Below are 24,467 nucleotides of genomic sequence, written 5' to 3' on the forward strand. Positions count from 1 at the left end.
CCTAATCAGGATATTGTGATTGGCTTTAAGAATTTGGGGACACAATCAGAGCCTCGACTGGTACCCGTGACTCGCAAAGAAACATTTGAAGAGAAAGATGCTCGCTTAAGAACCTATGTTTCCCAACCAACAGATCATAGCACTTTACCAATGAATGCTGATTTCATGTCTCAGATAGTGGCATATGATTTACCGATAGGATATTGCGATGCAACCTGGGATAAGGAATTTATGGCTGATTTACGGCGAAAAGCGGACTGGGTACAGGGGGAGGATCCCTATCTCTTTAGTGGAATACCTGACAAAGTGCCAGAGCCTGATTTAATTGGCCGGGATACTGTTGTTGATGAGTTTAATACAGAGCAACGTAAGTTACCCGCTTACAGAGTTGTAAATAAAGCATAAATATATTTAAGCTGACTTTAAGTCTCGGTGAGTTTTCTAAAATTAAGCACTATGGAGTCAGGTGTTTAATTATAATTAAAGGAATATAAAGTGGGGAAATTTGCAGTTGTTTTAGGGGATGTCACTACACATGGTGGTAAAGTCACATCAGCCTCATCCAGTTTTGATATATCCGGTAAAAATGCCGCACTCTTAAATGATACCGTCACCTGCCCTGAGCATGGCATAAATAAAATTATTGAGTGCGATATTTCTGCCTATGAAGAAAACGGGCGTGGAATTGTTCTACATGGCTGTAAAACGCAGTGTGGTGCAAGCGTCATCGCAAGCTTGCAGGATATGGAGGTTGGCTGATGGGATGGTCTCTGCCGGAGGTGCCTGAAAAAGCGCAGGCAACGGCCTGGTCGCCCTGGGTCTGTCTTTTGATTATCGTATTAGGCCTTTTCATTGGCCTAATTGTTGCTGTGCTGAAATTACCGACGACAGGGTTGCCTTCGTTGAGCAGTGGGTACTGGTTACCACTGACTATCCGGACATTTACAGGCATTTCGGCAGCTATCGCTGTCTATAGTTTCTGGTGGGAAACGCTCGCAATTCGAGTCTGGAACTGGAATGAGTGGTGCCGGAGTATGCGTCTGAAATGGCGCTTACGCGCGCATCAGCATCTCGTCATTCTTAGCCATGTTTTCATCACTGCCAATACGAACCTGTTGTCTCGTCTTGCACATACACAGGCAGGGGATAGCGCGGACACGCCACCTTTAACGTTGTTGTCGGACGCCACTATTACACCCGGCATTTCACGTTTTGAGCAGCTACTTCGTCATCTCATTGCTCAGATAAGTCCTTCGATTCAGCGACGATATCCTTCCGGCCCACTCCAGATTATTGTTCAGACCAATGGTAGCGACAAAGATCGTGAATCTCAGTCATTCCATCGCATCTGGTCAGTAGGTCCCACACCTTGGAATGTCGACGTTCATTTTCAGGATGCAGATTCATCCTTTGGTGACTGGAATCAGTTTGTAGGGTCAACAAAGCGGCCCGTACTGGTACTGGCAATGCACTATCGGCTTCCCGATGATGTTCTACCTGAATTTGCCAGCGCGTTGTTTATGATTCATCCGTCGATGCTAAATCAGGGTGAAGGAAAAAATGCGTTACGGATTTTCCGGGCGATGCCGCTCAACACCCGTACGCTTGCAACGGAACTCAGTGAATTACGGGATATGGCCCTCACGCCTGCCAGCAAGAAACACCTTGTCTGGCACAGTGGGCTGTCAGATGCGCCACGGCAGTCAGTGAATAGGGTGCTGAATGATCTGCCGGTTCCTCTGTACGATAGCATTGGAACTGGTGGTGTCATTGACTTTGACACCGCATGTGTCTGGTATGGCGGCCTTGCTGGCTGGGCAATGATTGGCGCTGCGGCTGAGATGGCTGCTTATGGCCCAGCCAGTCAGTGGCTACTTCTCGAAGGCGAGGAAGATGCCTGGGCAGTGACGATCGGAAACAACGCCCCCGAAGTCGGGTATGATCATTTCGTTATTCAGCCACCCTTCCCCGGAGGATCTGTTCTGATGGCATTACTGCTCAATGCCGGGCTGTACAGCCTCATGATCCGCTATTTCCCTTCAACGGCATTCTCCTGGTCAGGGATCACTCTTCTTCTGCTGTCACTGATAGTGATATTGCCCGGGTTGGCTATTTTGCTGAGGCGAATTACAGCTCGTCTCCAGCGCCCGGAATTTATCAGGGTTGCACGACACTCCGTAAAGGAATAACCGGCATGAAAAAGATTTCAAAGCCACTGGGGGCTGGGCTACTCATCGTGGCAGTCCTGCTGTTGATACTCTTTATTTTTGCACAGACAACGCAGTTGCCCTCTGATAGTGGTGACGATAATTTCTGGTATGTGATGGCTGGTTTCATCATCCTGACTGCCACATTATGCACCTTGGTATTTTTTACGTGGTCCAGGCAACAAAATCCCTCTCCCGTTACGCCTGATGGTGAAAATAATCACAAAGAAGAAAGAACGTCGGATCAAAATGATTTTTCAGCACTGAACAAACATCTCAGAAGACGGTACTCGTTCTTCTGGCGTCATAAAGTCCGTCTGCTACTGGTCACTGGCGACGAAGCCGCTATCGAACAGCTGGTTCCCGGCCTGCAGGAAAGCCAATGGCTGGAAGGGAACTGCACGGTGCTGATTTATGGTGGCAGCCTGACCGCAGAGCACGACACAGAAAAATACGCTGCACTACGCAAATTACGCCGTGGACGCCCACTGGACGGGATTGTCCGGGTAATACCTCAGTCTTTTAACCTGACGCCACAGGTCAGTGACAACGATTTACGCGGGCTGGAAAAAATCAGCGAACTGCTGCGTTATTCTGCCCCGGTCTGGCTATGGCAGTTATGCGACAGCAACTGGTCGCAGACAAAACGTCCTGAGCAGACTGTCGGGGCACGCTTTCCGCTGCGTGCAAAAGAAGACGATATTACCCGCCAGCTTGAAAGGATACTGCCGGAATTGCGGGCACAGGGTATTAGTCAGGTCGCTGAGAACAACGGTCACGACTTCCTGCTGCGCCTGGGCCAGCACCTCAAAGACGGCGGTATCGCCCGCTGGGCTCAGCAACTTGTGCCATGGCTGTCTGCCTCCCAGCAACGCGTTCCGCTGCGTGGCCTGATGTTCAGCCTGTCGGGAAGTCAGTCGCCTGAAAACGCAGTTGCTTATACCGATGCGGAGAAATATGTCCCGGAATCAAAGCGCCATGCGCTGACTCTGCCAGCGACTTGGCAGGGTATCGTTGACGACTGCCCCCGTGTACGTGGCCGCCGTGTCGGGATGGCGTGGGAACAAACGCTTGCCTGGATACTGATGATCATTATCGGGGTCTGGGGAGGCGGGACGCTGCTTTCGTTTTCACTGAACTACGGGCAAATCTCTTCTGTCGCGACAAAAGCACGCAACCTGGTGGAACATCCTTCCGTATCGGATTACCAACTGACGACACTGCATGAACTGCGTAACGATGCGGGTCGTTTACAGCATCACATTCAGAATGGCGCACCTTTGTATCAGCGCTTTGGCCTTGATCATAGCCAACAGCTGCTGAGCGCGATGCTGCCGTGGTACGGTGTCGCGAATAATCGCCTGATTCGCGATCCGGCCAATGCCGCTCTGACGGAAAAACTGACCGCGCTGATCAACTCTGTGCCGAACAGCGATCGGCGTGCGCAGCTTGCTAAACCCGGTTATGACCAATTGAAGGCGTGGATGATGATGGCCCGGCCGGATAAAGCCGACGGCGCATTCTACGCGCAGACCCTGAAAACCGTGCAGCCAGCGCGGACGGGCATTTCTACCGGTCTGTGGCAAAGCCTGTCGCCGGATTTGTGGGCCTTCTATATCGCCACACTCCCAAAACAGCCACAGTGGAAAATCGCCCCGGATGCGCAGTTGGTCAGCCAGAGCCGCCAGGTGCTGTTGCAGCAAATCGGGCGTCGCAACGCGGAAAGTACGCTGTATGAAAACATGCTCAAATCGGTGCGCCGTAACTTTGCAGATGTATCTCTGGAGGACATGACCAGCGGTACTGATGCCCGCCGCCTGTTCACCACTTATGAAGTGGTACCAGGCATGTTTACCCGTCAGGCGTGGGAGGGCGGTATTCAGCAGGCGATAGAGAAAGCGGCTAACTCCCGTCGTGACGAAATTGACTGGGTGCTGAGCGACAGCCGAAAAGCAGTGTCCTCAGACCTGTCGCCGGAAGCCCTGAAAGCGCGCCTGACGCAACGTTACTTCACTGATTTTGCGGGTAGCTGGCTGAATTTTCTCAACAGCCTGCGGCTTAACCCGGCAAACAACATTGCAGACGTCACTGACCAGTTGACGCTGATGAGTGATGTGCGCCAGTCGCCACTGATTGCTCTGATGAATACTCTCGCCTGGCAGGGGCAGACCGGCCAGCAAAGCGAGGGACTTTCGGATTCCATTATCAAATCGGCTAAGGATCTTGTCGGCGGGAAAGACAAACCGGTGATTGACCAGTCTGCGTCAGGGCCGCAGGGTCCGCTGGATGAAACCTTTGGTCCGCTGCTTCAGCTTCTGGGTAAAAACAAAGGCAGCAACGTCATGTCGGCTGACACTTCGCTGAGCCTGCAGACCTATCTGACCCGTATCACCCGCGTGCGTCTGCGCCTGCAGCAGGTGGCAAGCGCTTCTGATCCACAGGAGATGATGCAGACTCTCGCCCAGACCGTGTTTAAGGGCAAGAGTGTCGATCTGACCGACACCCAGCAATACGGTAGCCTTATTTCGGCAAGCCTTGGCGAAGAGTGGAGCAGTTTTGGCAGCACGATGTTCGTGTTGCCACTGACTCAGGCCTGGGAAACGGTGCTGCAGCCGTCGGCGGCGAGCCTGAATGATAAATGGAGCCGCGCCGTGGTGGCGAACTGGCACTCGGCCTTTGACGGGCGCTTCCCGTTTGCGGTGAGTAAAAGTGATGCCTCTTTGCCGATGCTGGCTGAATTTGTGCGTAAGGACAGCGGACGTATAGAGCGCTTCCTGACGACAGAGCTCAACGGTGTGCTGCACAAAGAGGGTAGTCAGTGGGTACCGGATAAGGTCAACAGCCAGAGGTTGAACTTTAACCCGGCCTTCCTGCGGGCCATTAACCAACTGAGTCAACTGTCAGACATTCTGTTCACAGATGGCAGCCAGGGCATCAGCTTTGAACTGCAGGCGCGTCCTGTGCCGCAGGTGGTGGAAACCCAGTTGACCATTGATGGACAAAAGCTGCACTACTTCAACCAGATGGCCGACTGGCAAAGCTTCCGCTGGCCGGGAGATACCTACAAGCCGGGGACGATGCTGACCTGGACCACGGTCAATGCCGGTGCGCGTCTGTTCGGGGATTTCAGTGGGACCTGGGGCTTTATTCGCTGGCTGGACCAGGGCAAGCGCCAGCAGCTTGACCGCAGTCAGTGGATGATGAGTTTTACCGCCCCGGATGGTCGCACCCTGCAGTGGGTGCTGCGCTCACAACTCGGAAAAGGTCCGCTAGCGCTGCTGGAACTGCGTGGTTTCACGCTGCCGGATCAGATATTCAGTGTTGACAGCGAGGCCACCGCGCAGGCGCTGATGGCCAACACCAGAAACAATGACATGGAGGGGGGCGAATAATGAGCACACTGCAGAATCTGGTTGCCGCCTGTCAGGCTGACGAAACTCAGTTGCGGCAACAGGCGCAGGCACGCACGGAAAACTGGCAGCCCTGGCTTGCTCCGGTAAATGACACCAGTCCGACCGGAGAAGACCCCGGTTATGACGATGATTTTCAGCGTATCCGCGAGGAGGTCAATAAACTTTCCGGCATCGATACTGGCCTGATTTGCACGCTTGCCGAAAAACTGCTGACCACCACAGCCAAAGATATCCGGATCGCCACCTACTACTGCTGGGCGCGTCTGCATCAGGACGGGGAGACCGGCTTTGCCGAAGGGCTTGAACTGCTGGCCAGATTGCTACAGCGCTATGGAACGCAGCTTCATCCTCAGCGTGAGCGGAGCCGTAAACCGGCGCTGGAGTGGCTCGCAGGCTCCCGCGTTCTGGACAGCCTGTCACTCTGGCCGGAAGTGGTACGCGATGATGCACTGCGCACTGCCGGTGCGCTGCTGCTCATCCGCGACAGTCTGGAGCCAGAACCAGAAGCGTCACGGCCAGAGCTCAATGCACTATACAGTGCTCTGGAGTCTCGCCTGATGAAGGCCGGTGGCGTGGATGCTGTGGTACCGCAGAACGCTGGTAACAAGACACAGACCCCCACACATATGACAGAGTCTGACGCGCCAGTCCTGAGCCGCATCACCTCCGGCCAGGATTTGCTGGCCCAGGCCCGTACCCTGACCGGATATCTGCGTGAGCAGCCCGATGGCTGGCTCGCCGCACACCGGCTGATGAAAAGCCTGCGTCATGACACGCTGAGTGCTATTCCGGCACCGGATGCCGAAGGGAAAACGCGCATCGAACCGCCGCGCGCTGACCAGCGGGCCATGCTCAAACGCCTGTATCTGCAGCAGAGCTGGCTGGAAATACTGGAGCAGGCGGACAATACCTTCTCGCGTGGTGCCAATCACCTCTGGCTGGATTTGCAGTGGTATATCCACCAGGCACTGATAAAGTCAGGGCAGGATGTACTGGCCGATATCATCACTGCAGACCTGAAAGGGTTGCTGCGCCGCCTCACCGGGCTTGAAACGTTGGCCTTTAACGACGGGACGCCGTTTGCGGATGAAGTGACGCTGAACTGGATAAATCAGAGCGTACTGGACGATATGTCCGGCTGGCGCGATGAGCCGGTCAGTGCCGTCAGTGAGACGGACAACGATATTCTGGCCCTTGAGCCGGAAGCGTTGGAGAAAGCGGACACTGACGGCCTGGATGCCACACTACACTGGCTGCAGACCCGTCCGGGCACCGACTCCACAAAAGACAAATGGCTGCTGCGTTTGCTGATGGCCCGTGTGGCCGAGCAGAAAGGTAAGAATGAACTGGCGCTGCATTTGCTGGGTGAGCTCGATGGTGCTGCGCAGTCCATCACCCTCACGCAGTGGACACCAGCGCTGCTGTTTGAAGTGAAATCGCGTCGCCTCAGACTGCTGCGTATGAAAGCTACACGCAGTGAAACCGAAAAATCACGACTTCAGCCTGAGATGGACCAGCTTCTGGCTGGTCTGATTGCGCTCGATCCGGCAGGCAGTGCAGTGCTTTGCGGGTAACACCACCTGGCATACCTTTAAAACACACATATTCAGGTTTTTATGGACGATTTAACCCTGCGTTATTACGACGCTGAAATGCGCTACCTGCTGGAAGCCGGTGAAGAGTTTGCCCGTGCTCACCCGGAGCAGGCGGCAATGCTCAATCTCGATAAAGCGGGCGCGCGCGACCCGTATGTGGAACGCCTGTTTGAAGGCTTTGCCTTCCTGATGGGCCGGCTGCGTGAAAAGCTCGATGATGACTTGCCGGAACTGACCGAAGGGCTGGTCAGCCTGCTGTGGCCACATTATCTGCGCACCATTCCGTCAATGTCGGTGGTGGAGTTCACCCCCGACTGGCGCGAAATGAAAGAGCAGATGCGTATCGTCAAAGGTTTCGAGGTGAACTCGCGACCGATCGGTGAGAAGGGTACGCGCTGCCGGTACACCACTACCAAAGAGATTACCCTTCAACCGTTGTCGCTGGAGCACGCCCGACTGTCCACCGACCCTGACGGGCGTTCGGTCATCACGCTGCGCTTTAATTGCAGCCATCTTGCCGACTGGAGTCGTGTCGATCTCAGTCAGCTCCCGTTCTACTTCAATGCAGACGCTCCGCTGGCCTGCGCCATGCATGAAGCTTTTACCATGAACACGGCCCGCCTATGGTTGCGGATGCCGGGAGACATGGACAGAAGACCGCTCGACGGATATTTCACTGCGCTGGGCTTTGGTGATGACGATGACCTGTGGCCGAAGGGAAGCAGCAGCTTTAGCGGCTATCAGCTGTTGCTGGAGTACTTCACCTTCCGTGAAAAATTCATGTTTACGGGGCTGCATGGGCTGGAGACCGTGGCCTTTCCGGCTGAGCTCCCATGGTTTGAAATCGACGTGGTACTGGCGGAGCGCTGGGAGCATGACTTCAGCTTTACCGAAAAGCATTTGCGCCTGAACTGCGTGCCGGTGATTAACCTATTCCCGCTGGAATCCGACCCGCTGACGCTCAACTCCCTGCAGACCGAATACATGCTGCGCCCAATGCGCGTGCAGGATGGCCATACCGAGATATACGCGGTGGATTCGGTAATGTCATCGAGCCAGCACACCTACGTGCCGTTTTCGAGTTTCCGCCACAAAGGTGGAATGATGCGTCATGAAGCGCCGGAATATTACTACCACACCCGCGTGCGCCGTGGCCCGTCGGGCCTGCATAACACCTGGCTTATCCTTGGCGGTGAAGCCTTTGATAACCACACCGTACCGGAAGACGAAAGCCTGTCGCTGACGCTCACCGGCACCAACGGCCAGCTGCCACGACGAGCACTGCAGAGCACCATGCTCGATACGGTGATGAAAACCACCTCGACCAGTATTGCTGTACATAACCTGTGCGCGCCGACGCTGCCCTGTTATCCCCCGGCACAGGATCGTTTCCACTGGCGTGTGCTGAGTCATCTTGGCAGCGGCTTCCTGTCGATGATGGACAACGCTGAAGTGCTGCGCGGTACCCTGGCGCTGTACGAATGGACCGACAGCGAAATGAACCGCCGCCGCCTGGAAGCCATCATTGACGTGAAGCACAGCGAAACCGAGCGCTTTGAGCAGGGCTACCTGGTACGCGGTGTGCAGATTGAGGTGACGCTGGACAGCCACGGCTTTGCCGGGCGGGGCGATATCTGCCTGTTCGGCGAGATGCTGAGCCGCTTCTTCGCGCTCTACACCGATATCTATCTGTTTAACCGCCTGATTATCATCCTGCAACCGACCGGAGAACGCCTTGAATGGGAAGAGAAGCACAACCGCCGTATTCCCGGCTGACCCCGCGCCTGGAGGCTGACCTTAACCGCATCAACTTTTACCGTTTATGCCAGTTGCTGGAGAAGCGTAATCCGGGCAGGCCGCTGATGGGCTCAACCAGCCACCCCGCAGATGACCCGGTGCGATTTGCACCACACCCCGGGATGGGCTTTCCGGCGAGCGAACTCAAAGCCGTTGAGTATGACGAAGAGAATGACAGTAAACCACCGCTCATCCGCGCGACGTTTATGGGGGTGTACGGCGTTGATTCGCCGCTGCCAACCGCCTATCTCGACGACATCACCCAGCGCCGGGAAGGGCATGAGGCATTACAGGGTTTTCTGGATATCTTCAGCCACCGCATCCTGACTCAGTTTTATCGTATCTGGCGAAAATATTCCTACCCGGCCACATTCGAGCCTGGCGGGACTGACAGCATCTCGCAGTCGTTGCTGGGCCTGGTGGGGTTGGGCATTCCCGGTACGGCAAACCATATTGCCACGCCGGTATCCCGATTTCTTGCGCTGCTGGGCGTACTGCAACAGCCCGGTAAAACCCAGGAGGGAATGCAGGCGCTGGTGACGCTGCTGGCCCCGGATACCACTGTGAAGGTCAGCCCCTACTGTCTGCGCCCGGTGGAGGTCAGCCAGCCACTGGGCTTTTACGGTGATGACGATTTTCTTCTGGATGGCAACACGCCGCTCGGCGACGAAGCGATGGATGCCAACAGCCAGCTGCTCGTTGCTATCACCACGGAAAATGAACAGGAAGTACAGGGCTGGAAGCCGGATGGCCTGCTGTATCAGGACTTTCTGGTGATGCTGCGTGTCTATCTCGGCTGGCGCTTCAGGGCAAAAATCACCCTGACCACCGCCACTCGTCTGCTGGCCGCGCCGCCCCTTGGCGAAGGCCCCTTCTGGCTTGGGATGAATGGCGTGCTGGGCGCGGAAGACGAAGACCTCCCGGACGATATCCCCCAGACCTTTACGACCGAACTGGGCTATTACACCGGACTTCAGCCCGCGACACCACAACAAGGAAACCGACGTGTTACGTACAAGTTTAACTAATACAGCGCGCTGGCTGTTACCCCTACTGGTATTCAGTCTGGCGGGCTGCGGGGTGACGCAGGGCATCACCGATGGCACCAAATCGGCCTTTAACGCCGTGTTCTACAAAAAGATTAAGGTGCTGCACCTGGATTTCACCGCGCGTGAGGCGCTGAACACCGATTCGCGCGAGAGTAACTCGCTGTCTGAACCGGTAGTGATCCGTATCTACCAACTGAAAGACCGCAAAACCTTCGACAAAACGGTCTACCAGCAGTTGCTGATAGACGGGGAGACCATTCTGAAAGCTGACCTGCTGGCAAGCCGTGATGTGGTGGTTAAGCCGGGCGGTGATGCGACCCTGAATATGCCGATGGAGGCCGATACACTGTTTGTGGCGGTGGTGGGTCTGTTCCGTCACCCGGATATGGTCAACAACACCTGGAAGCTGGTGATAGGCCGCGAAGAACTTGAGCCGGATAAGCCGCGCATTCTGGAAGCCGGTAACAACCATCTGACGCTGCAACCGCTCAAGGACGAATGATGACCCAGGGACATAACACGCCTTCGCTGTATGAAATGCTGACCGGAAATTTTACCGGTGGTCTCAATCTCAACCAGGTCAGTGAAGAAAATCAGGTCATCCTCTCGGTACTGGATAACATGCAACGCATCCTCAACTGCCGTGCCGGCACTCTGGCGCATCTGCCAGACTACGGCCTGCCCGATATGACGAAAATCCTTCAGGGCATGCCGGGAACGGCCCATGAGCTCATGGGGACATTGTCTGCTGTTCTGCTCAAATATGAGCCTCGCCTGAAAAAAATAACGGTTGTCCTGCTGGAGCAGCACGTTCCTGGTGAACTGCGCTATGCCATTGATACTGAGCTGAAGGGAATTGGCCTTGTGCGTTACGGCACTGAGTTTATGCCCGAGGGGCGGGTTCTGATTCGGCACCTCAAGAGGCAGGGTTGGCTTGAGACTGGAGTGTACTGACATGGAAAAGAATCGTATCAGCACCGGGGGGGACCCGCGTGCTTTCATGGAGTTCGGGCAGTTACGTGATGAAATTAGCAAGCTGACTCACCCTGCGCGCCCGGACGTTGACTGGCAAAAAGTTGAACAATTAAGCCTGTCATTGTTTCGTCATAATGGCGTCGAACTGCAAACACTGGCCTGGTACACCGTAGCCAGAATACGTAATGCGGGACTGGAGGGACTTGCCGAAGGCACGGAACTTCTGGAGGCCTTACTGACGCACCACTGGAATGCAATATGGCCACAGCAAACCCATGCCCGCGTTGAGATCCTGGCATGGCTGTCTGTTCGCTTACAGCAAGAATTGCGTACGCTAACGCTGTCATATGCTGATTTATCAAAGGTGTATCGGGTTGAACAAAGTTTAAAACATGCCTGCGCAGTGCTGCAACGGCTTGAATTGAAAGCGCTTAGTAAACTGGAGGTTATCGTGACCTGGATGCACAATGCAGCTTTGCGTCTGGAGAAGTCCGATCCCGATTCGGGATCGGCCGTAGTGATGATACCGGCTCCAGGTGCAACAAATAACGTTGCGACGTCTTTGCCACAACTGGTCTTTGTGGTTAATGAGCCAGCGTCGTCCGGGCAATCGAGCACAGCGGTTTTAGCTACCAAAATCGATCATGGAACCCGACGCATGTGGCTGGGGTTTGCTATCGGTGTCATGGTTACAGCAGTGGTGAGTACAGGCGCTTTTCTTGGTATCAACCCTATGCGAGCTGACGGATATGAACTGGTTAAGCCATTGCCGCAGGTGCTGACACCTGAACAATTGTCCACGTTGAAGCAGTCCTCAGATTTGAAGGGGAAGAAGCAAGATATAATTGCTGCAACGCAAGGGCAATTGGACGTTTTACATCGCTTGTCACCTTTGTGGTCGCGGGAATATGCTGCATCATTAGCGCAGCAGTTAGTCACTCTGTGGCCGGAAGAATCGCAGACGACAGTATTCACGAGCAGATTACAGAAACAGTTAATCACGGAAGCGTTGCCGGAAAGTGCTCTGCAAAACTGGCATAATGCCCAGCAGGGGCTGGAAGCGTTAACCGCCCAGCTAAATGCGCTTGATGAACGCAAGGGTAAATACCTGACGGGGTCGGAGTTGAAATCAGCCATTTTCACTATCCGCCGCCAGCTTGACCAAACGCCGCCGACAGAAGAATTGTTGCGTCAAATCGATGAGGAATTAAAAAAACAGGGGAGTGTATCACCCGCTTTGTATCAGCAGCTCGATATACGGCTTAACCAGCTTCTTAATCGTTATACGCTGCTGAAACAAAATGCCATTCGAGGGCGATAGCACTGGAAATAAGCCAACCAGAGATCATCAAATGAGTCAGACGTTTATATTAACTTAGTTAATGATCTTCGTTATAAAATCATGCAAAAGAGTCAGCGCTTTCGCTGATTCAGGCGGATTGTATGCCTTATTATAAGGATCGCAAAATCCGTGACGGCTGTTGAGTATATGAAACGATACTAGTGGATACTGACGGAGTTTATGCTGGAGAAAGTAAGGATCATAGGCTTCTTCATATTTCGCCTGGATAACCAGTGTTGGGCTGTTGGGCATTATATCAGTATAATCACGTATACGGCTTCCGTAGAAACTGACGATACCATCGCATTGTGTATTCTCCGAACAAAGCCATGCTAATGTCCCTCCAACACTGAATCCGACGATTATTATTTTTTTATAATGATCACGTATTCTTATCAGTAAATCGAAGATCATTGATGTATCGAATCCGCAGAACTTCATAAAATAATCGTATGCCTGGCTATGTTGATCGTATGAGAAAGGTTCTTCGCGGTTCAAAAAATTGGGGCAATATACATCAAGTCCTGAATTGTGCAGTTCTTTACATACTTGCTTGATATGATTATTCAATCCATAAATTTCATGTAAAACTATCACAGCATTTTCATTTTTAGATAATAGAGTATACATCAACTGTCTCCAATAGCTTTTAACTATCTATTTTAATAATAAAGTTTGTCAAGGGTTATCACCGGGCGTAAATTTTACAACCTCCCTGAAAATCTCGTTGCCAAGGATCTCGAGCTGATTCATTACCTCATCACTGGCCTGTTCCATTCTTTTTAACGCCAGGGACATCTGCTCATGGTCGCCAGAAATCGAATACTCGATTGCAAGAACGCCGGAATTATGTAACATCTGGTGAGGGTCCTCCAGATTTTTAAATCCCGTTAAATGAGCGAAACATCTTCCAGTATCACCGTAATACCATTTCCCCAATCTGCACTGACTATATGATGTCAACGTATCATCTAATTTATTCTCGGTAAGTTTTTTATATAGATCTATTTTCCAGATAACATGATCCATTTTAATGATACTTAAAAATAGTAAATTTGATATGTAGTCAATAATTGACTTCATTGCGGCTGATTTTTCAATTACACTTTTAATAGAAAAAACAACTTCATTCATATGCTGAGTGATTTTCGTGATTATTGCTAGCTGTGCTTCGATGGAGGTATCAACCGTAGAACCATTATTCTGGAGGGTTTCCGTTTGCAAGAATATATGGTTAGTGCACGTTTTAACATTTTCAGCCAGTTGTCTAACCTCTTTAGATATAACGCTAAATCCTCTTCCTGCCTCACCTACACGGGCAGCTTCAATCGCTGAATTTATTGCGATTAGATTTGTATGATTGGCAATTTTTTGTATGTCTTTAATTGCATCATTAATTTCAGTCAGTGATAACTTCAGATGAGTCATTTGTTTTTGAATTTCTGCTGATTCTTTGCCTGCCTCATTGATCTCAATAACGAGTGATTCAAGGGAATGCATTGCTTTATTATTTTGTGCGTTTAGTTCTGTTATTTTATCTTTTTCTGTATTTAATTGTTCATGAGTTGAAATTAATGATGTTCTGATCAGGTTGAGTGTTGATATGCCAGAAGTGAAATGATGGCAGATGATTTTATTGTAGTTTTCTGCTTTTTGTTCAGCGATGGGGGTGTCAGCTTCGATGATGTCGGAAGAAGTGTTGTAATTATAGTTACTATTTCTTTTAACTATCTTAGCGATAATTTTCCTGATCATCTTATCAATCCTTTTTCGATAATAGGTTTAAGAAAATAATGGTTTAATAGTTTATCGCCTATGTTATAGATTACGTCAATATATTTTTAATTAGTATTATTTGATGTATTATAATTTCTTGATAATTGTTTTGTTGAATTATTTTACAGAAATGGCCTGGTGTTTTTTAAATGCGCGTGTTATCTATTAAGATAAGGATTATACTTCAGTTGAACACTACAGATAATGATATTTCAGAGTATTAAAATCTCCATCTGTTAGTTTTATATTTTAGCTTAACCTAAATATTCCTGTGATATCACTCTCCAGCCTGGATGTGTAGTTGGATTACATCATTTATGTGTGCATTGAAAAATTCAGAGAGTGGTTAGATGTATCACTATATATCGAGTACATGACCAAAATTGAGAATGTGATAACCGCCGGTTAAAATGCAACATTATTAATGTATTTATAATAACAGCGGTGCCCGGACCCGGACTAACGCAGCAGGCGGTGAACAACGCGCTTGTTGCGCTGGCCCCGCAGGGGTGAGCCGCTGGAGACGAATAATCGAACGGAGCTTGATGGAGAGTCCGTTTCTCCAAAAGCAAAAACCCGCCTCTAGGGCGGGTTCTTTAAATAGTGGTGCCCGGACTCGGAATCGAACCAAGGACACGGGGATTTTCAATCCCCTGCTCTACCGACTGAGCTATCCGGGCAACGAGGCGCATTAAACCCGATTCGCTTCGCTTCGTCAACGAAATTTCTTCAAATCAATGCAGACTGCACAATCTATCACCACATTGCTGCTAATGCACGCATTCTCAGGCAAAAAATGCCGTCCAGGCGGCGGAAAGCGGCATTGCCAGCAGCAGGGCAGGAAGCATATTCACAACCGCAAACATCTTAATGCCGCAAATACGCAAACCGGTTGCTAGCAGCAATAGACCGCCTACGGCGCTGAAATCGGCCATCATAGCTGGCGTCGTCAGGGGTAAAATCAGTGCTGCACAGGTGGCAAGCGTTAACTGGATTGCCAGCATCGGCATGCAAATGGCGGATACCGCGATTCCTAATGAACAGGCAAAAATGATGGCCGTGAAGAAATCCAAAAATGACTTGGCGATTAAAATATTCGGGTCGCCGGTCATCCCTTCATGTATCGCACCGAAGATCCCGGTACCGCTGGCGCAAAACAGCACAATGATAGCCACATAGCTTTGAATAAAGGATTCGTGCGTTACGTTGGCGTCCGAGCGGGTGAAAAGCTGCTGCGCTTTGGCTACCGCAGCATTGATCCCTTTTTCCAGATGACAGAACTCGCCAATTAATGCGCCGACGAGCGTTGCCAGAACCATCACCGGTAGGTTGGCGCATTTGATAACCAGCAAGATACCAATCCCTAACGAGGCCAGCCCGAAAATAGAGGTCATGGAGACCCGAATGCGTTCTGGTATATGCTGGCTGAGCAGCGCGCCGAGAATGCCACCAAATAAAATGGCGCTGGCATTAATAAAGGGTCCGATTACCACATTTGCTCCTGCATACCCATCATCGTCTTGATACTAAAGGCAATTAGCTGGGTGAAATTATGTTTCAGATTGCATTATTATGCCGCAACTTTCAGACGAAATGCTTGCTGATCTGTAAGGTTTTCGCGCAAGATTTTATCTTGCGCCTGTAATTGAAAGGTGCCATGATTGCGCGAATTTTCTCCTGTCTGAATGGGGCTGCCTGGGATGATATTACTCCCCCTACATCGCCTTCAACATCGCCTTTTTGCGCGACGTTTGCCCCTTCCCGCGACTTATCTTTACGCTCCCACCATGCGGTGAGGGCAGCGCACGCTCACTGCAGGATAACAGTAAAATCAGAGGCTATCTGCTTTTACTGATGTCTGGCGGTCGGGGCTGGTAACCAGTTTGACCTGTCATTTCGTGGGCAAAGCCATGCGGCGTTGTCCGGGACTTTTGATTTTCCCGAAACGGGTTATTGCGCTTATGAAATCAATGAAAATTGCCGCCAGTAGTGAACTGGTTTCTCGTCTGTCCAGCCATCGTCAGGTGGTGTCGCTGGACAGTACTGATTTTACTGACGTTGCGGCAGTCGTCATTACCGTTGCGGACAGCCGCAGTGGGATCCTGGCTTTGCTGAAACGCACCGGTTTTCATCTACCTGTGTTTCTGTTCGCAGAGTCTGATGTTGATGTGCCTGCGGGCATTAATGCGGTAATTCGCGGTCAGGCTCAGGACTGGCTGGAGCTGGAATCTGCTGCCTGTCAGTATGAGGAAGATTTGCTGCCGCCGTTCTATGACACGCTTACCCAGTATGTCGAAATGGGGAACAGCACGTTTGCCTGCCCGGGACACCAACACGGTGAGTTTTTTAAGAAGCATCCTGCGGGCCGACATTTCTATGAGTTCTTTGGTGAGAATCTGTTTCGCGCGGATATGTGCAATGCTGACGTTAAGCTTGGCGATCTGTTGATTCATGAAGGGTCAGCGAAACATGCGCAGAAATTTGCTGCGAAAGTTTTCCACGCGGATAAAACCTACTTTGTGCTGAATGGGACCTCTGCGGCCAATAAAGTGGTCACCAATGCGCTGCTGACGCGCGGCGATCTGGTGCTGTTTGACCGCAACAATCATAAATCGAACCACCACGGGGCGCTGATCCAGGCGGGTGCTACGCCGGTTTATCTGGAAGCGGCGCGTAATCCGTTTGGCTTTATTGGCGGCATTGATGAGCACTGCTTTGATGAGGAGTATCTGCGCCAGCAACTTCGAGAAGTTGCGCCGCAAAAGGCTGATCAACCGCGCCCGTTCCGTCTGGCGATCATTCAGTTAGGTACCTATGACGGTACGATCTACAACGCCCGGCAGGTGATCGACAAGATCGGTCACCTGTGCGATTACATTCTGTTTGATTCCGCATGGGTCGGTTACGAGCAATTTATCCCGATGATGGCCGATGGTTCACCGCTGCTGCTGGAGCTCAATGCTAACGATCCGGGGATCTTTGTCACTCAGTCGGTACACAAACAGCAGGCCGGATTCTCGCAAACCTCGCAGATCCATAAAAAGGATAACCATATTCGCGGCCAGGCGCGCTTCTGCCCGCATAAGCGTCTGAACAATGCGTTTATGCTGCATGCTTCCACCAGCCCGTTTTACCCGCTGTTTGCGGCGCTGGACGTTAACGCCAAAATCCATGAAGGCGAGAGCGGCCGTCGGCTATGGGCGGAATGTGTGACGCTGGGGATCGAGGCCCGCAAAGCGATTATTACCCACTGTAAGCTGCTTCAACCGTTTATTCCTCCGGTAGTAGATGGCAAACCGTGGGAAAGCTATCCGACACAGGTGATTGCCAGCGAGCGTCGCTTCTTTAGCTTTGAACCTGGTGCTAAATGGCATGGTTTTTCTGGATATGCACGCGACCAGTATTTTGTCGATCCCTGCAAACTGCTGTTAACCACTCCGGGCATTGATGCGCAAACTGGGCAATATACTGAGTTTGGTATTCCGGCGACGATTTTGGCGCATTATCTGCGTGAAAACGGTATCGTGCCGGAGAAATGCGACCTTAACTCGATTCTGTTCCTGCTGACCCCGGCAGAAAGCGCTGAGAAACTGGCGCAACTGGTCGCGATGCTGGCGCAGTTTGAACAGCATATTGAAGACGATACGCCGCTGGCAAACGTGCTGCCCACCATCTTCAACAAGTATCCGGTACGTTACCGGGATTACACGCTGCGTGAACTGTGTCAGGAGATGCACTCACTGTACGTCAGCTTTGATGTGAAAGATCTGCAAAAAGCGATGTTCCGTCAGGAGAGTTTACCTGCCGTGGCGATGAACCCACAGGATGCTAACAGCGCCTTTATCCGCGGTGATGTTGAACTGGTGCGTATTTGTGATGCCGCTGGTCGCATTGCGGCAGAAGGCGCGCTGCCTTATCCTCCGGGCGTACTGTGCGTGGTACCGGGCGAAGTATGGGGCGGGGCGGTGCAACGTTACTTCCTGGCATTGGAAGAGGGCATAAACCTGCTGCCGGGCTTCTCGCCGGAGCTGCAAGGGGTTTACAGTGAAACGGATGCAGACGGCATTAAACGTCTGTATGGATATGTTCTGAAGTAAGCGTCATCTGACCAAATAGGGCCACCATCAGGTGACCCTATTTAATCAATAAAGATTAGTGCGCGATAGTCTGGGCACCTGCCGGAACGCGTACGTGTTTGTATTTAAACAGCGCAACGAAGGCAAAAGCCAGAACCAGCGAGTAACCTGCGAAGATCAGCCACACGGTCTGCCAATCGGTAATACCGTTCAGCGTATAGTGTTCAACTACTTTACCGCTCACCAGACCGCCCAGAATACAACCGAAGCCGTTGGTCATCATCAGGAACATGCCTTGTGCGCTGGCGCGGATTTCAGGGCGAACTTCTTTCTCTACAAACACGGAGCCAGAGATGTTGAAGAAGTCGAAGGCGCAGCCGTAAACAATCATCGACAGAACCAGCAGCACGGTACCAAACGGTGTTGGATCGCCGTAGGCAAACAGGCCAAAGCGCAGCATCCACGCCACAATACTGATAAGCATCACGTTCTTAATACCGTAACGGCTTAAGAAGAACGGGATGGTCAGGATAAACAGCGTCTCGGAGATCTGCGAAATCGACATCATCACCGACGCGTGTTCAACGATGAAGCTGCCGGAGAACAGCGGATTGTTATCGAAGCTGTGCAGGAAGGTATTACCGAACATATTGGTAATTTGCAGCTCTGCGCCCAGCATCATAGAGAAGATGAAGAAAATCGCCATACGCTTGTTTTTAAACAGCGCGAAGGCATCCAGGCCCAACATGGAAGACCAGCTCTGGTTTTTCTGCTGATTGGCGACCGGGATATGCGGCAGCGTCAGGGTAAACAGCGCCAATACGACGGACAGCGTCGCGCCGATATACAGCTGCATATGGCTCAGTTCAAAGCCGGAGAAGCTTACCGCCCACATCGCCAGAATAAAGCCGATGGTGCCCCAGATACGGATTGGCGGGAAGTCTGTAACAATATCCATCCCGGCTGATTGCAGGCGATAGTAAGAGATGGTGTTGATTAACCCCAACGTTGGCATATAGGCCAGGGAGTTAAGCAAGATCACAAAGAACATGGCGCCTGGCGTGGTGACTTCCGCTGCGGCGAACAGCGTTGCTGCGCCGACCAGGTGACAAATGGTGTACACCCATTTCGCACTGATCCATTTGTCAGCCACGATCCCTAACAGCGTAGGCATAAACACGGCGGCGATCCCCAGCGAGCTGTACACCGCGCCAATGGATGCACCATCAAATTTAAGGGTGACAAACATATAGGAGCCGAGGGTAGTGAGCCAACTACCCCATAAGCAGAACTGCAGAAACGAGAGAACTTTCAGCTGCAGCTTAAGATTCATGTTAATTTCCTCACACCGTAATGCGGATGAATGTTTTAAAAGGCACATTTGCCGTGGCTATATGATGTGATTCTATCAACGAGAGGCACTCTTTTTTTGTTACCTGTGACAAATATTTGCAAACAATTTCGGATTGCAAAGCAAAAGAGTGATGGAGTTAACGTTTTTCCCTCTTCAGGCCCCCGTTTTAGGGGGCAAGAGAGGGATACATTAGCGGCGACGATATGATTTTTGTGCGGAATTGACCTTGTAAAGATATCGGCGTGATTCAGCAGATGGGTGTCGGGTGGTCAGCGTTTGATAAACGTCCCCAGGGGACATGCTGTTAATGATGTTTGCGGCCTGAATTTTATCGTTCGAGAACACGCGCAGCACGCTGCCCGCACCGCCGTTATACGCGGTGATCACCGCATAGCGACGCGAGGTCGGATTATCAATGCCGCCCAAATAGACATTATTCAGCATTGCCAGATAGGCAGTACCGGTATCAATGTTGCTGGCCGGGTCAAACAAGAAGCTACGGCTTGGCGTGCCTGAGCGCCCCTGGGAACGGAACACATCTTTTCCGGCGCTGTGTTGTACCACCTGCATGAGTCCCAGCGCATCGGCATGGCTGACCGCATACGGGTTAAACGAGGATTCGGTTTGCATGATGGCCAGAATCAGCGACTCGTCGACGCCATACTTACGTGAAGCCTGACGTACCATGCCGACGTATTTATGCGCGCGCTTATCAAGGTGGTTCGGGACCAGATTGATCGTCACGCTATAGATGATACGCAAGCCATTGCTGCGCTTTTTCAGTCGCGTTTGTAGCAGGTAGTTGGCAAAATTGGTTGCACGTCCCTCCCAACGAATAGGCTGGCCGGTATTATCGACTACCTGCCCGTACAGGAACGGCTCTTTGGAAATCTTAATGTCGTCGACATCGGAATAGAGGTCGATAGAACCCGGATCATCGCCCATCAGCAACGTCTTGATAATCGCTAGACGCAGATGTCCGGCGGGATCTGTCCCGGCAATGGTCTCGACGGTTATCGTACCGTCATCAAAATTGATATGGCTGCGGGTTTGATACTGATCGGTATACTTTACGTAGTCCTTCGGACCCGCAATCAGCACTTCCTTAAATCCCCACAGATTCTCAATGTTATGGGCAAATTGCCCCATCAGAATATCAAAACCGTTGGTATCCTTGACCCAGGCTTCGTTATAGGAGTCGCCTTTTTTGGTCGAACTGGAACAGGAGATGAGCAACGGCGCGATAACAGCAAGCGCGAGAAATTTTTTCATCATTCCGGGAGTGCGTGTTGTGTTTGTTGTTGTATCGTTTTGCCGGATGGCAGTGCAAGCACCCTATCCGGCCTACGAGATTGCCAGCAAGCGATGCTTATTTTTTTTCTTCAGGCGTATAGCCTTCAATATGCACATCCTTACCTTCAAACAGGAAGTTAATCATCTCCTGTTCCAGTAACTTACGGTGTTCAACGTTCATCATATTGAGTTTCTTCTCGTTAATCAGCATGGTTTGTTTATGCTGCCATTGCGCCCATGCTTCTTTAGATATCTCGTTATAGATGCGTTTTCCCAGATCGCCCGGGTACAGCTGAAAATCCTGTCCTTCTGCTTCGCGTTGCAGGAAAGTGCAAAAAATCGTTCTGCTCATAAAAAATCCTCTTTATCGACCGGTACGTTAAACATGTGTGCCGGCACGTAATTGCTGTAACAAACGCTCCACGGGGGCCGCCAGTCCGACCGACGGCGGTTGCGCTAAGTTATACCAGAGCGCGTTGCCTTCATCCATGCATGAGGTGAATGAGGACACGGGAAGCCACATAGGCACAATATCTAAGTGGAAATGGCTAAAGGTATGGCGAAACGCATTAAGTTGGGTCAGATTATCTGCGTTAATTTGCCGTTGCGCCAGCCAGTTGCGTAGCCCATCCTCATCATCAAACTGCGGAAAACAGTATAAGCCACCCCATAAGCCGCTGGGTGGTCGCTGCGCGAGCAACACCTCGTTTTCATGCTGCATCAGTAAAAAATAGCCCGTCCGTTCTGGTAATGTCTGTTTGGGCTTTTTACCTGGGTACAGCGCCCAGCTTGCATCGGCGCTCGCCACACAGCCATTTTCCAACGGACACAGGGAACATTTGGGTTTTGAGCGCGTACAGACCATGGCGCCTAAATCCATCATCGCCTGATTAAACCGCTCAACCCCATGGGCTGGCGTAACCTGCTCGCTCAACTCCCACAGTTTCTTTTCGACCTCTTTTTTACCCGGCCAGCCGTTTACAGCATAACAGCGAGCCAGCACTCGTTTGACGTTACCGTCAAGAATCGGAAAATGCTGACCCAGGGAGAGCGAAAGGATCGCGCCTGCAGTTGAACGTCCCACGCCTGGCAGGGCGGCCACTTCATCAAAGGTTTGCGGGAATGAGCCGCCGTGCAGCGTCACAACCTGTTGCGCGGCTTTATGCAGATTACGCGCTCGGGCGTAATAGCCCAGCCCGGTCCATAAATGCAGGACTTCATCCAGCGGCGCATGGGCTAAATCCGTTACCGTTGGGAAGCGCGCCATAAAGCGCTCAAAGTAGGGGATAACGGTCGCAACCTGAGTTTGTTGCAGCATCACCTCAGAGAGCCATACTTTGTAAGGCGTCTTATCAATTTGCCAGGGCAGCGTTTTCCGCCCGTATTTGTCGTACCAGCTCAAAACCTGAGCCGAGAATTGAGACGCTTGCATGATTACCGTTTCATTATTGCCGGGGGCAAGATTGCAGCACAGCGGCAACGGGGTGTAAACCGGAACTTTCCGCTGCTCACTTTCTTCCTTTACTTGCATCCGGCAACTAACTTTGGATAATGCCCGTTTTCAGAACTCAAACACAGCAGACTAAACTTTTATGAAGAACGACGTCATTTCACCGGAATTTGATGAAAACGGCCGCCCGCTGCGCCGGATTCGTAGTTTTGTTCGTCGCCAGGGGCGACTGACGAAAGGGCAGGAACACGCGCTGGAAAACTACTGGCCGGTGATGGGCGTTGAGTTCAGCGAAGAACCTGTGGATTTCGCTGCGCTGTTTGGTCGCGATGCGCCAGTCACGCTTGAAATTGGTTTTGGTATGGGGGCTTCGCTGGTGGCGATGGCGAAAGCGCGTCCGGAGCAAAATTTCCTCGGCATTGAGGTTCACTCACCGGGCGTTGGCGCGTGTCTGGCTTCAGCTCATGAAGAGGGCGTCGAGAACCTGCGTGTCATGTGCCATGATGCCGTCGAAGTCCTGCATAAAATGATTCCTGACAATTCTTTATCTATGGTTCAGCTGTTTTTCCCTGACCCGTGGCATAAAGCACGTCATAATAAACGCCGTATCGTTCAGGTACCGTTTGCTGAGCATATCTTAAGCAAGCTGAAGCTGGGCGGCGTGTTCCACATGGCAACCGACTGGGAAGCCTATGCGGAGCACATGCTTGAAGTGATGTCATCGATTGATGGGTATAAAAACCAGTCAGAGAGTAACGATTACGTACCGCGCCCGGAATCGCGCCCGGTAACCAAATTTGAACAACGTGGTCATCGTCTTGGCCACGGCGTATGGGACTTAATGTTCGAGAGGGTGAAATAATGGCAAAGAACCGTAGCCGTCGTCTGCGTAAAAAAATGCACATCGACGAATTCCAGGAAGTAGGATTTTCGGTTGCATGGCGTTTCCCGGAAGGTACATCTGGAGAGCAGGTCGATCAAATTGTTGATGATTTTATCAATGAAGTTATCGAACCGAACAAGCTGGCCTTTGACGGCAGCGGCTATCTGGCCTGGGAAGGTCTGATCTGTCTGCAGGAAATCGGCAAATGCACCGAAGAACATCAGGCTATCGTGCGTAAGTGGCTGGAAGAGCACAAACTCGAAGAAGTGCGCACCAGCGAACTTTTCGATATTTGGTGGGACTAAGTAGCAAAGGGTCGGCAAATGCCGGCCCAATTTGTATTGAGGGAAAGATATGATGCGCAAAACGCTGCTGGCGGCAGTCCTAACGTTCACGGCGATGGCCGCACATGCTGATTATCAGTGCAGCGTCACCCCGCGTGACGATGTGATTTTGAGTCCACAAACGGTACAGGTGAAGGGTGAGAACGGCAACCTGGTCATAACCCAGGCCGGTGATGTCACCTTTAACGGTAAACAGTACAACCTGAACGCCGCGCAGCGTGAACAGGCCAAAGATTATCAGGCGGCGTTGCGTAGCAGTCTGCCGTGGATTGATGAAGGTGCCAGAGCGCGCGTGGAGAAAGGTCGCGTGGCGCTGGATAAAATCATCGCCAAAGAGGTCGGCGAAAGCAGCAACATGCGTGGCCGCTTAACTAAGCTGGATGCGCAATTGAAAGAGCAGATGAACCGCATTATTGAGCATCGCACTGACGGCCTGACCTTCCATTATAAGGCGATTGATCAGGTTCGCGCGGATGGACAACAGCTGGTCAATCAGGCGATGGGCGGTATTTTGCAGGACAGCATCAACGAGATGGGGGCGAAAGCCGTGCTCAAAGGCGGTGGTAATCCGCTGCAGGGCGTGCTCGGAAGCCTCGGAGGTTTGCAAACCTCAATTCAGAACGAATGGAAGAATCAGGAACAAGACTTCCAGCAGTTTGGCAAAGATGTTTGTGCCCGCGTCGTGACGCTGGAAAACGATCGTAAAACGCTGGTTAGCACTCTGAAATAATCTTCACCTCTTTTTAACGGCACAGAAACATTCTGTGCCGTTTTATTTTGTATTTTTCTGTTTTTTTGATATCCATCTCTAAGAATAACAATTTGATGGAGATATAAATCTGGTTAATTGGATGGCGTCACATTATTCATCTGTAAGATAGACATAATGCTGCAAATTCAAGTAACTGGAGAA

The 24,467-nt window shown here is 51.5% G+C and carries 21 protein-coding genes and 1 tRNA gene; 14 read left to right on the forward strand and 8 right to left on the reverse strand.

All coding sequences use genetic code 11. The features are described from left to right. The 10 genes from OGV93_RS21795 to OGV93_RS21840 all read left to right on the forward strand — a co-directional run. Positions 1-405 (forward strand): effector protein Tle3 domain-containing protein (locus OGV93_RS21795; protein ID WP_287110163.1); only part of this gene is annotated, 405 nt, incomplete at its 5' end. A gap of 90 nt (positions 406-495) precedes the next feature. Continuing rightward, entirely contained in the window at positions 496-759 is a 264-nt protein-coding gene (locus OGV93_RS21800; protein ID WP_016154470.1) for a PAAR domain-containing protein, read from the forward strand. Further along, complete coding sequence (locus tag OGV93_RS21805; RefSeq protein WP_287110165.1) at positions 759-2,189, forward strand: KPHS_23130 family T6SS system protein; 1,431 nt, start codon at positions 759-761, stop codon at positions 2,187-2,189. The genes OGV93_RS21800 and OGV93_RS21805 overlap by 1 nt, the downstream gene beginning before the upstream one ends. 5 nt (positions 2,190-2,194) lie before the next feature. Then, positions 2,195-5,599 carry an ImcF-related family protein gene (locus tag OGV93_RS21810; RefSeq protein ID WP_287110166.1) on the forward strand — a complete coding sequence of 1,135 codons (3,405 nt, stop codon included), beginning with the start codon at positions 2,195-2,197 and terminating at the stop codon, positions 5,597-5,599. Then, positions 5,599-7,194, forward strand: coding sequence for a type VI secretion system protein TssA (gene tssA, locus OGV93_RS21815; RefSeq protein WP_287110167.1), 1,596 nt, complete (start codon positions 5,599-5,601; stop codon positions 7,192-7,194). Before OGV93_RS21810 ends, tssA begins: the two co-directional genes overlap by 1 nt. A 42-nt stretch (positions 7,195-7,236) precedes the next feature. Beyond that, positions 7,237-8,991, forward strand: a complete 1,755-nt coding sequence (tssF, locus tag OGV93_RS21820; RefSeq protein WP_103928587.1) for a type VI secretion system baseplate subunit TssF — start codon at positions 7,237-7,239, stop codon at positions 8,989-8,991. Next, positions 8,955-10,040: a type VI secretion system baseplate subunit TssG gene (gene tssG, locus OGV93_RS21825; protein ID WP_287110170.1), complete on the forward strand. Its 1,086-nt coding sequence runs from the start codon at positions 8,955-8,957 to the stop codon at positions 10,038-10,040. The genes tssF and tssG overlap by 37 nt, the downstream gene beginning before the upstream one ends. Further along, entirely contained in the window at positions 10,018-10,563 is a 546-nt protein-coding gene (gene tssJ / locus OGV93_RS21830) for a type VI secretion system lipoprotein TssJ (RefSeq protein WP_287110171.1), read from the forward strand. The genes tssG and tssJ overlap by 23 nt, the downstream gene beginning before the upstream one ends. Beyond that, the gene (gene tssE / locus OGV93_RS21835; protein ID WP_016154462.1) at positions 10,563-11,015 is read left to right on the forward strand and encodes a type VI secretion system baseplate subunit TssE; all 453 of its coding nucleotides are present in this window, start codon (positions 10,563-10,565) and stop codon (positions 11,013-11,015) included. Before tssJ ends, tssE begins: the two co-directional genes overlap by 1 nt. 1 nt (position 11,016) lies before the next feature. Further along, a complete protein-coding gene (locus tag OGV93_RS21840) occupies positions 11,017-12,357 on the forward strand; it encodes a VasL domain-containing protein (RefSeq protein WP_287110172.1) in 1,341 nt (446 codons plus the stop codon). Positions 12,358-12,411: 54 nt separating this feature from the next. Here OGV93_RS21840 and OGV93_RS21845 read toward each other — a convergent pair whose 3' ends face one another. The 4 genes from OGV93_RS21845 to OGV93_RS21860 form a co-directional block, all read right to left on the reverse strand. Beyond that, on the reverse strand, positions 12,412-13,008 hold the full coding sequence (locus OGV93_RS21845; RefSeq protein WP_101700269.1) for a dienelactone hydrolase family protein: 597 nt from the start codon (positions 13,006-13,008) through the stop codon (positions 12,412-12,414). 48 nt (positions 13,009-13,056) lie between these two features. Next, entirely contained in the window at positions 13,057-14,133 is a 1,077-nt protein-coding gene (locus OGV93_RS21850; RefSeq protein WP_287110173.1) for a methyl-accepting chemotaxis protein, read from the reverse strand. Positions 14,134-14,758: 625 nt separating this feature from the next. Beyond that, positions 14,759-14,834 (reverse strand) — tRNA-Phe (locus OGV93_RS21855). Positions 14,835-14,939: 105 nt separating this feature from the next. Further along, on the reverse strand, positions 14,940-15,647 hold the full coding sequence (locus OGV93_RS21860; protein ID WP_047357842.1) for a DUF554 domain-containing protein: 708 nt from the start codon (positions 15,645-15,647) through the stop codon (positions 14,940-14,942). A gap of 468 nt (positions 15,648-16,115) precedes the next feature. Between OGV93_RS21860 and OGV93_RS21865 the strand changes: the two genes are divergently transcribed. Further along, positions 16,116-18,251 (forward strand): ornithine decarboxylase, encoded by a 2,136-nt coding sequence (locus OGV93_RS21865; RefSeq protein ID WP_287110175.1) that lies wholly within the window; start codon positions 16,116-16,118, stop codon positions 18,249-18,251. A gap of 55 nt (positions 18,252-18,306) precedes the next feature. Here the strand turns inward: OGV93_RS21865 and OGV93_RS21870 are convergent, their stop codons facing one another. The 4 genes from OGV93_RS21870 to mutY all read right to left on the reverse strand — a co-directional run bounded on the left by OGV93_RS21870 (position 18,307) and on the right by mutY (position 22,309). Further along, the gene (locus tag OGV93_RS21870; protein WP_016157449.1) at positions 18,307-19,563 is read right to left on the reverse strand and encodes a nucleoside permease; all 1,257 of its coding nucleotides are present in this window, start codon (positions 19,561-19,563) and stop codon (positions 18,307-18,309) included. 210 nt (positions 19,564-19,773) lie between these two features. Continuing rightward, the gene (mltC, locus tag OGV93_RS21875) at positions 19,774-20,859 is read right to left on the reverse strand and encodes a membrane-bound lytic murein transglycosylase MltC (protein WP_016154410.1); all 1,086 of its coding nucleotides are present in this window, start codon (positions 20,857-20,859) and stop codon (positions 19,774-19,776) included. Between the two features lie 94 nt (positions 20,860-20,953). Continuing rightward, positions 20,954-21,229: an oxidative damage protection protein gene (locus OGV93_RS21880; RefSeq protein ID WP_016154409.1), complete on the reverse strand. Its 276-nt coding sequence runs from the start codon at positions 21,227-21,229 to the stop codon at positions 20,954-20,956. A 27-nt stretch (positions 21,230-21,256) separates the two neighbouring features. Further along, a complete protein-coding gene (gene mutY / locus OGV93_RS21885; protein ID WP_101700293.1) occupies positions 21,257-22,309 on the reverse strand; it encodes an A/G-specific adenine glycosylase in 1,053 nt (350 codons plus the stop codon). A gap of 160 nt (positions 22,310-22,469) precedes the next feature. Between mutY and trmB the strand changes: the two genes are divergently transcribed. The 3 genes from trmB to OGV93_RS21900 are packed head-to-tail and all read left to right on the forward strand — an operon-like array spanning position 22,470 to position 24,284. Further along, the gene (gene trmB, locus OGV93_RS21890; RefSeq protein ID WP_016154407.1) at positions 22,470-23,189 is read left to right on the forward strand and encodes a tRNA (guanosine(46)-N7)-methyltransferase TrmB; all 720 of its coding nucleotides are present in this window, start codon (positions 22,470-22,472) and stop codon (positions 23,187-23,189) included. After that, positions 23,189-23,515, forward strand: coding sequence for a YggL family protein (locus OGV93_RS21895; RefSeq protein ID WP_016154406.1), 327 nt, complete (start codon positions 23,189-23,191; stop codon positions 23,513-23,515). Before trmB ends, OGV93_RS21895 begins: the two co-directional genes overlap by 1 nt. 49 nt (positions 23,516-23,564) lie before the next feature. Then, positions 23,565-24,284 carry a YggN family protein gene (locus tag OGV93_RS21900; RefSeq protein WP_016157447.1) on the forward strand — a complete coding sequence of 240 codons (720 nt, stop codon included), beginning with the start codon at positions 23,565-23,567 and terminating at the stop codon, positions 24,282-24,284. Positions 24,285-24,467: the final 183 nt, after the last annotated feature.

The organism is Citrobacter sp. Cb031, from assembly GCF_030336725.1.
In the GTDB taxonomy this organism is placed as follows: domain Bacteria; phylum Pseudomonadota; class Gammaproteobacteria; order Enterobacterales; family Enterobacteriaceae; genus Citrobacter; species Citrobacter braakii.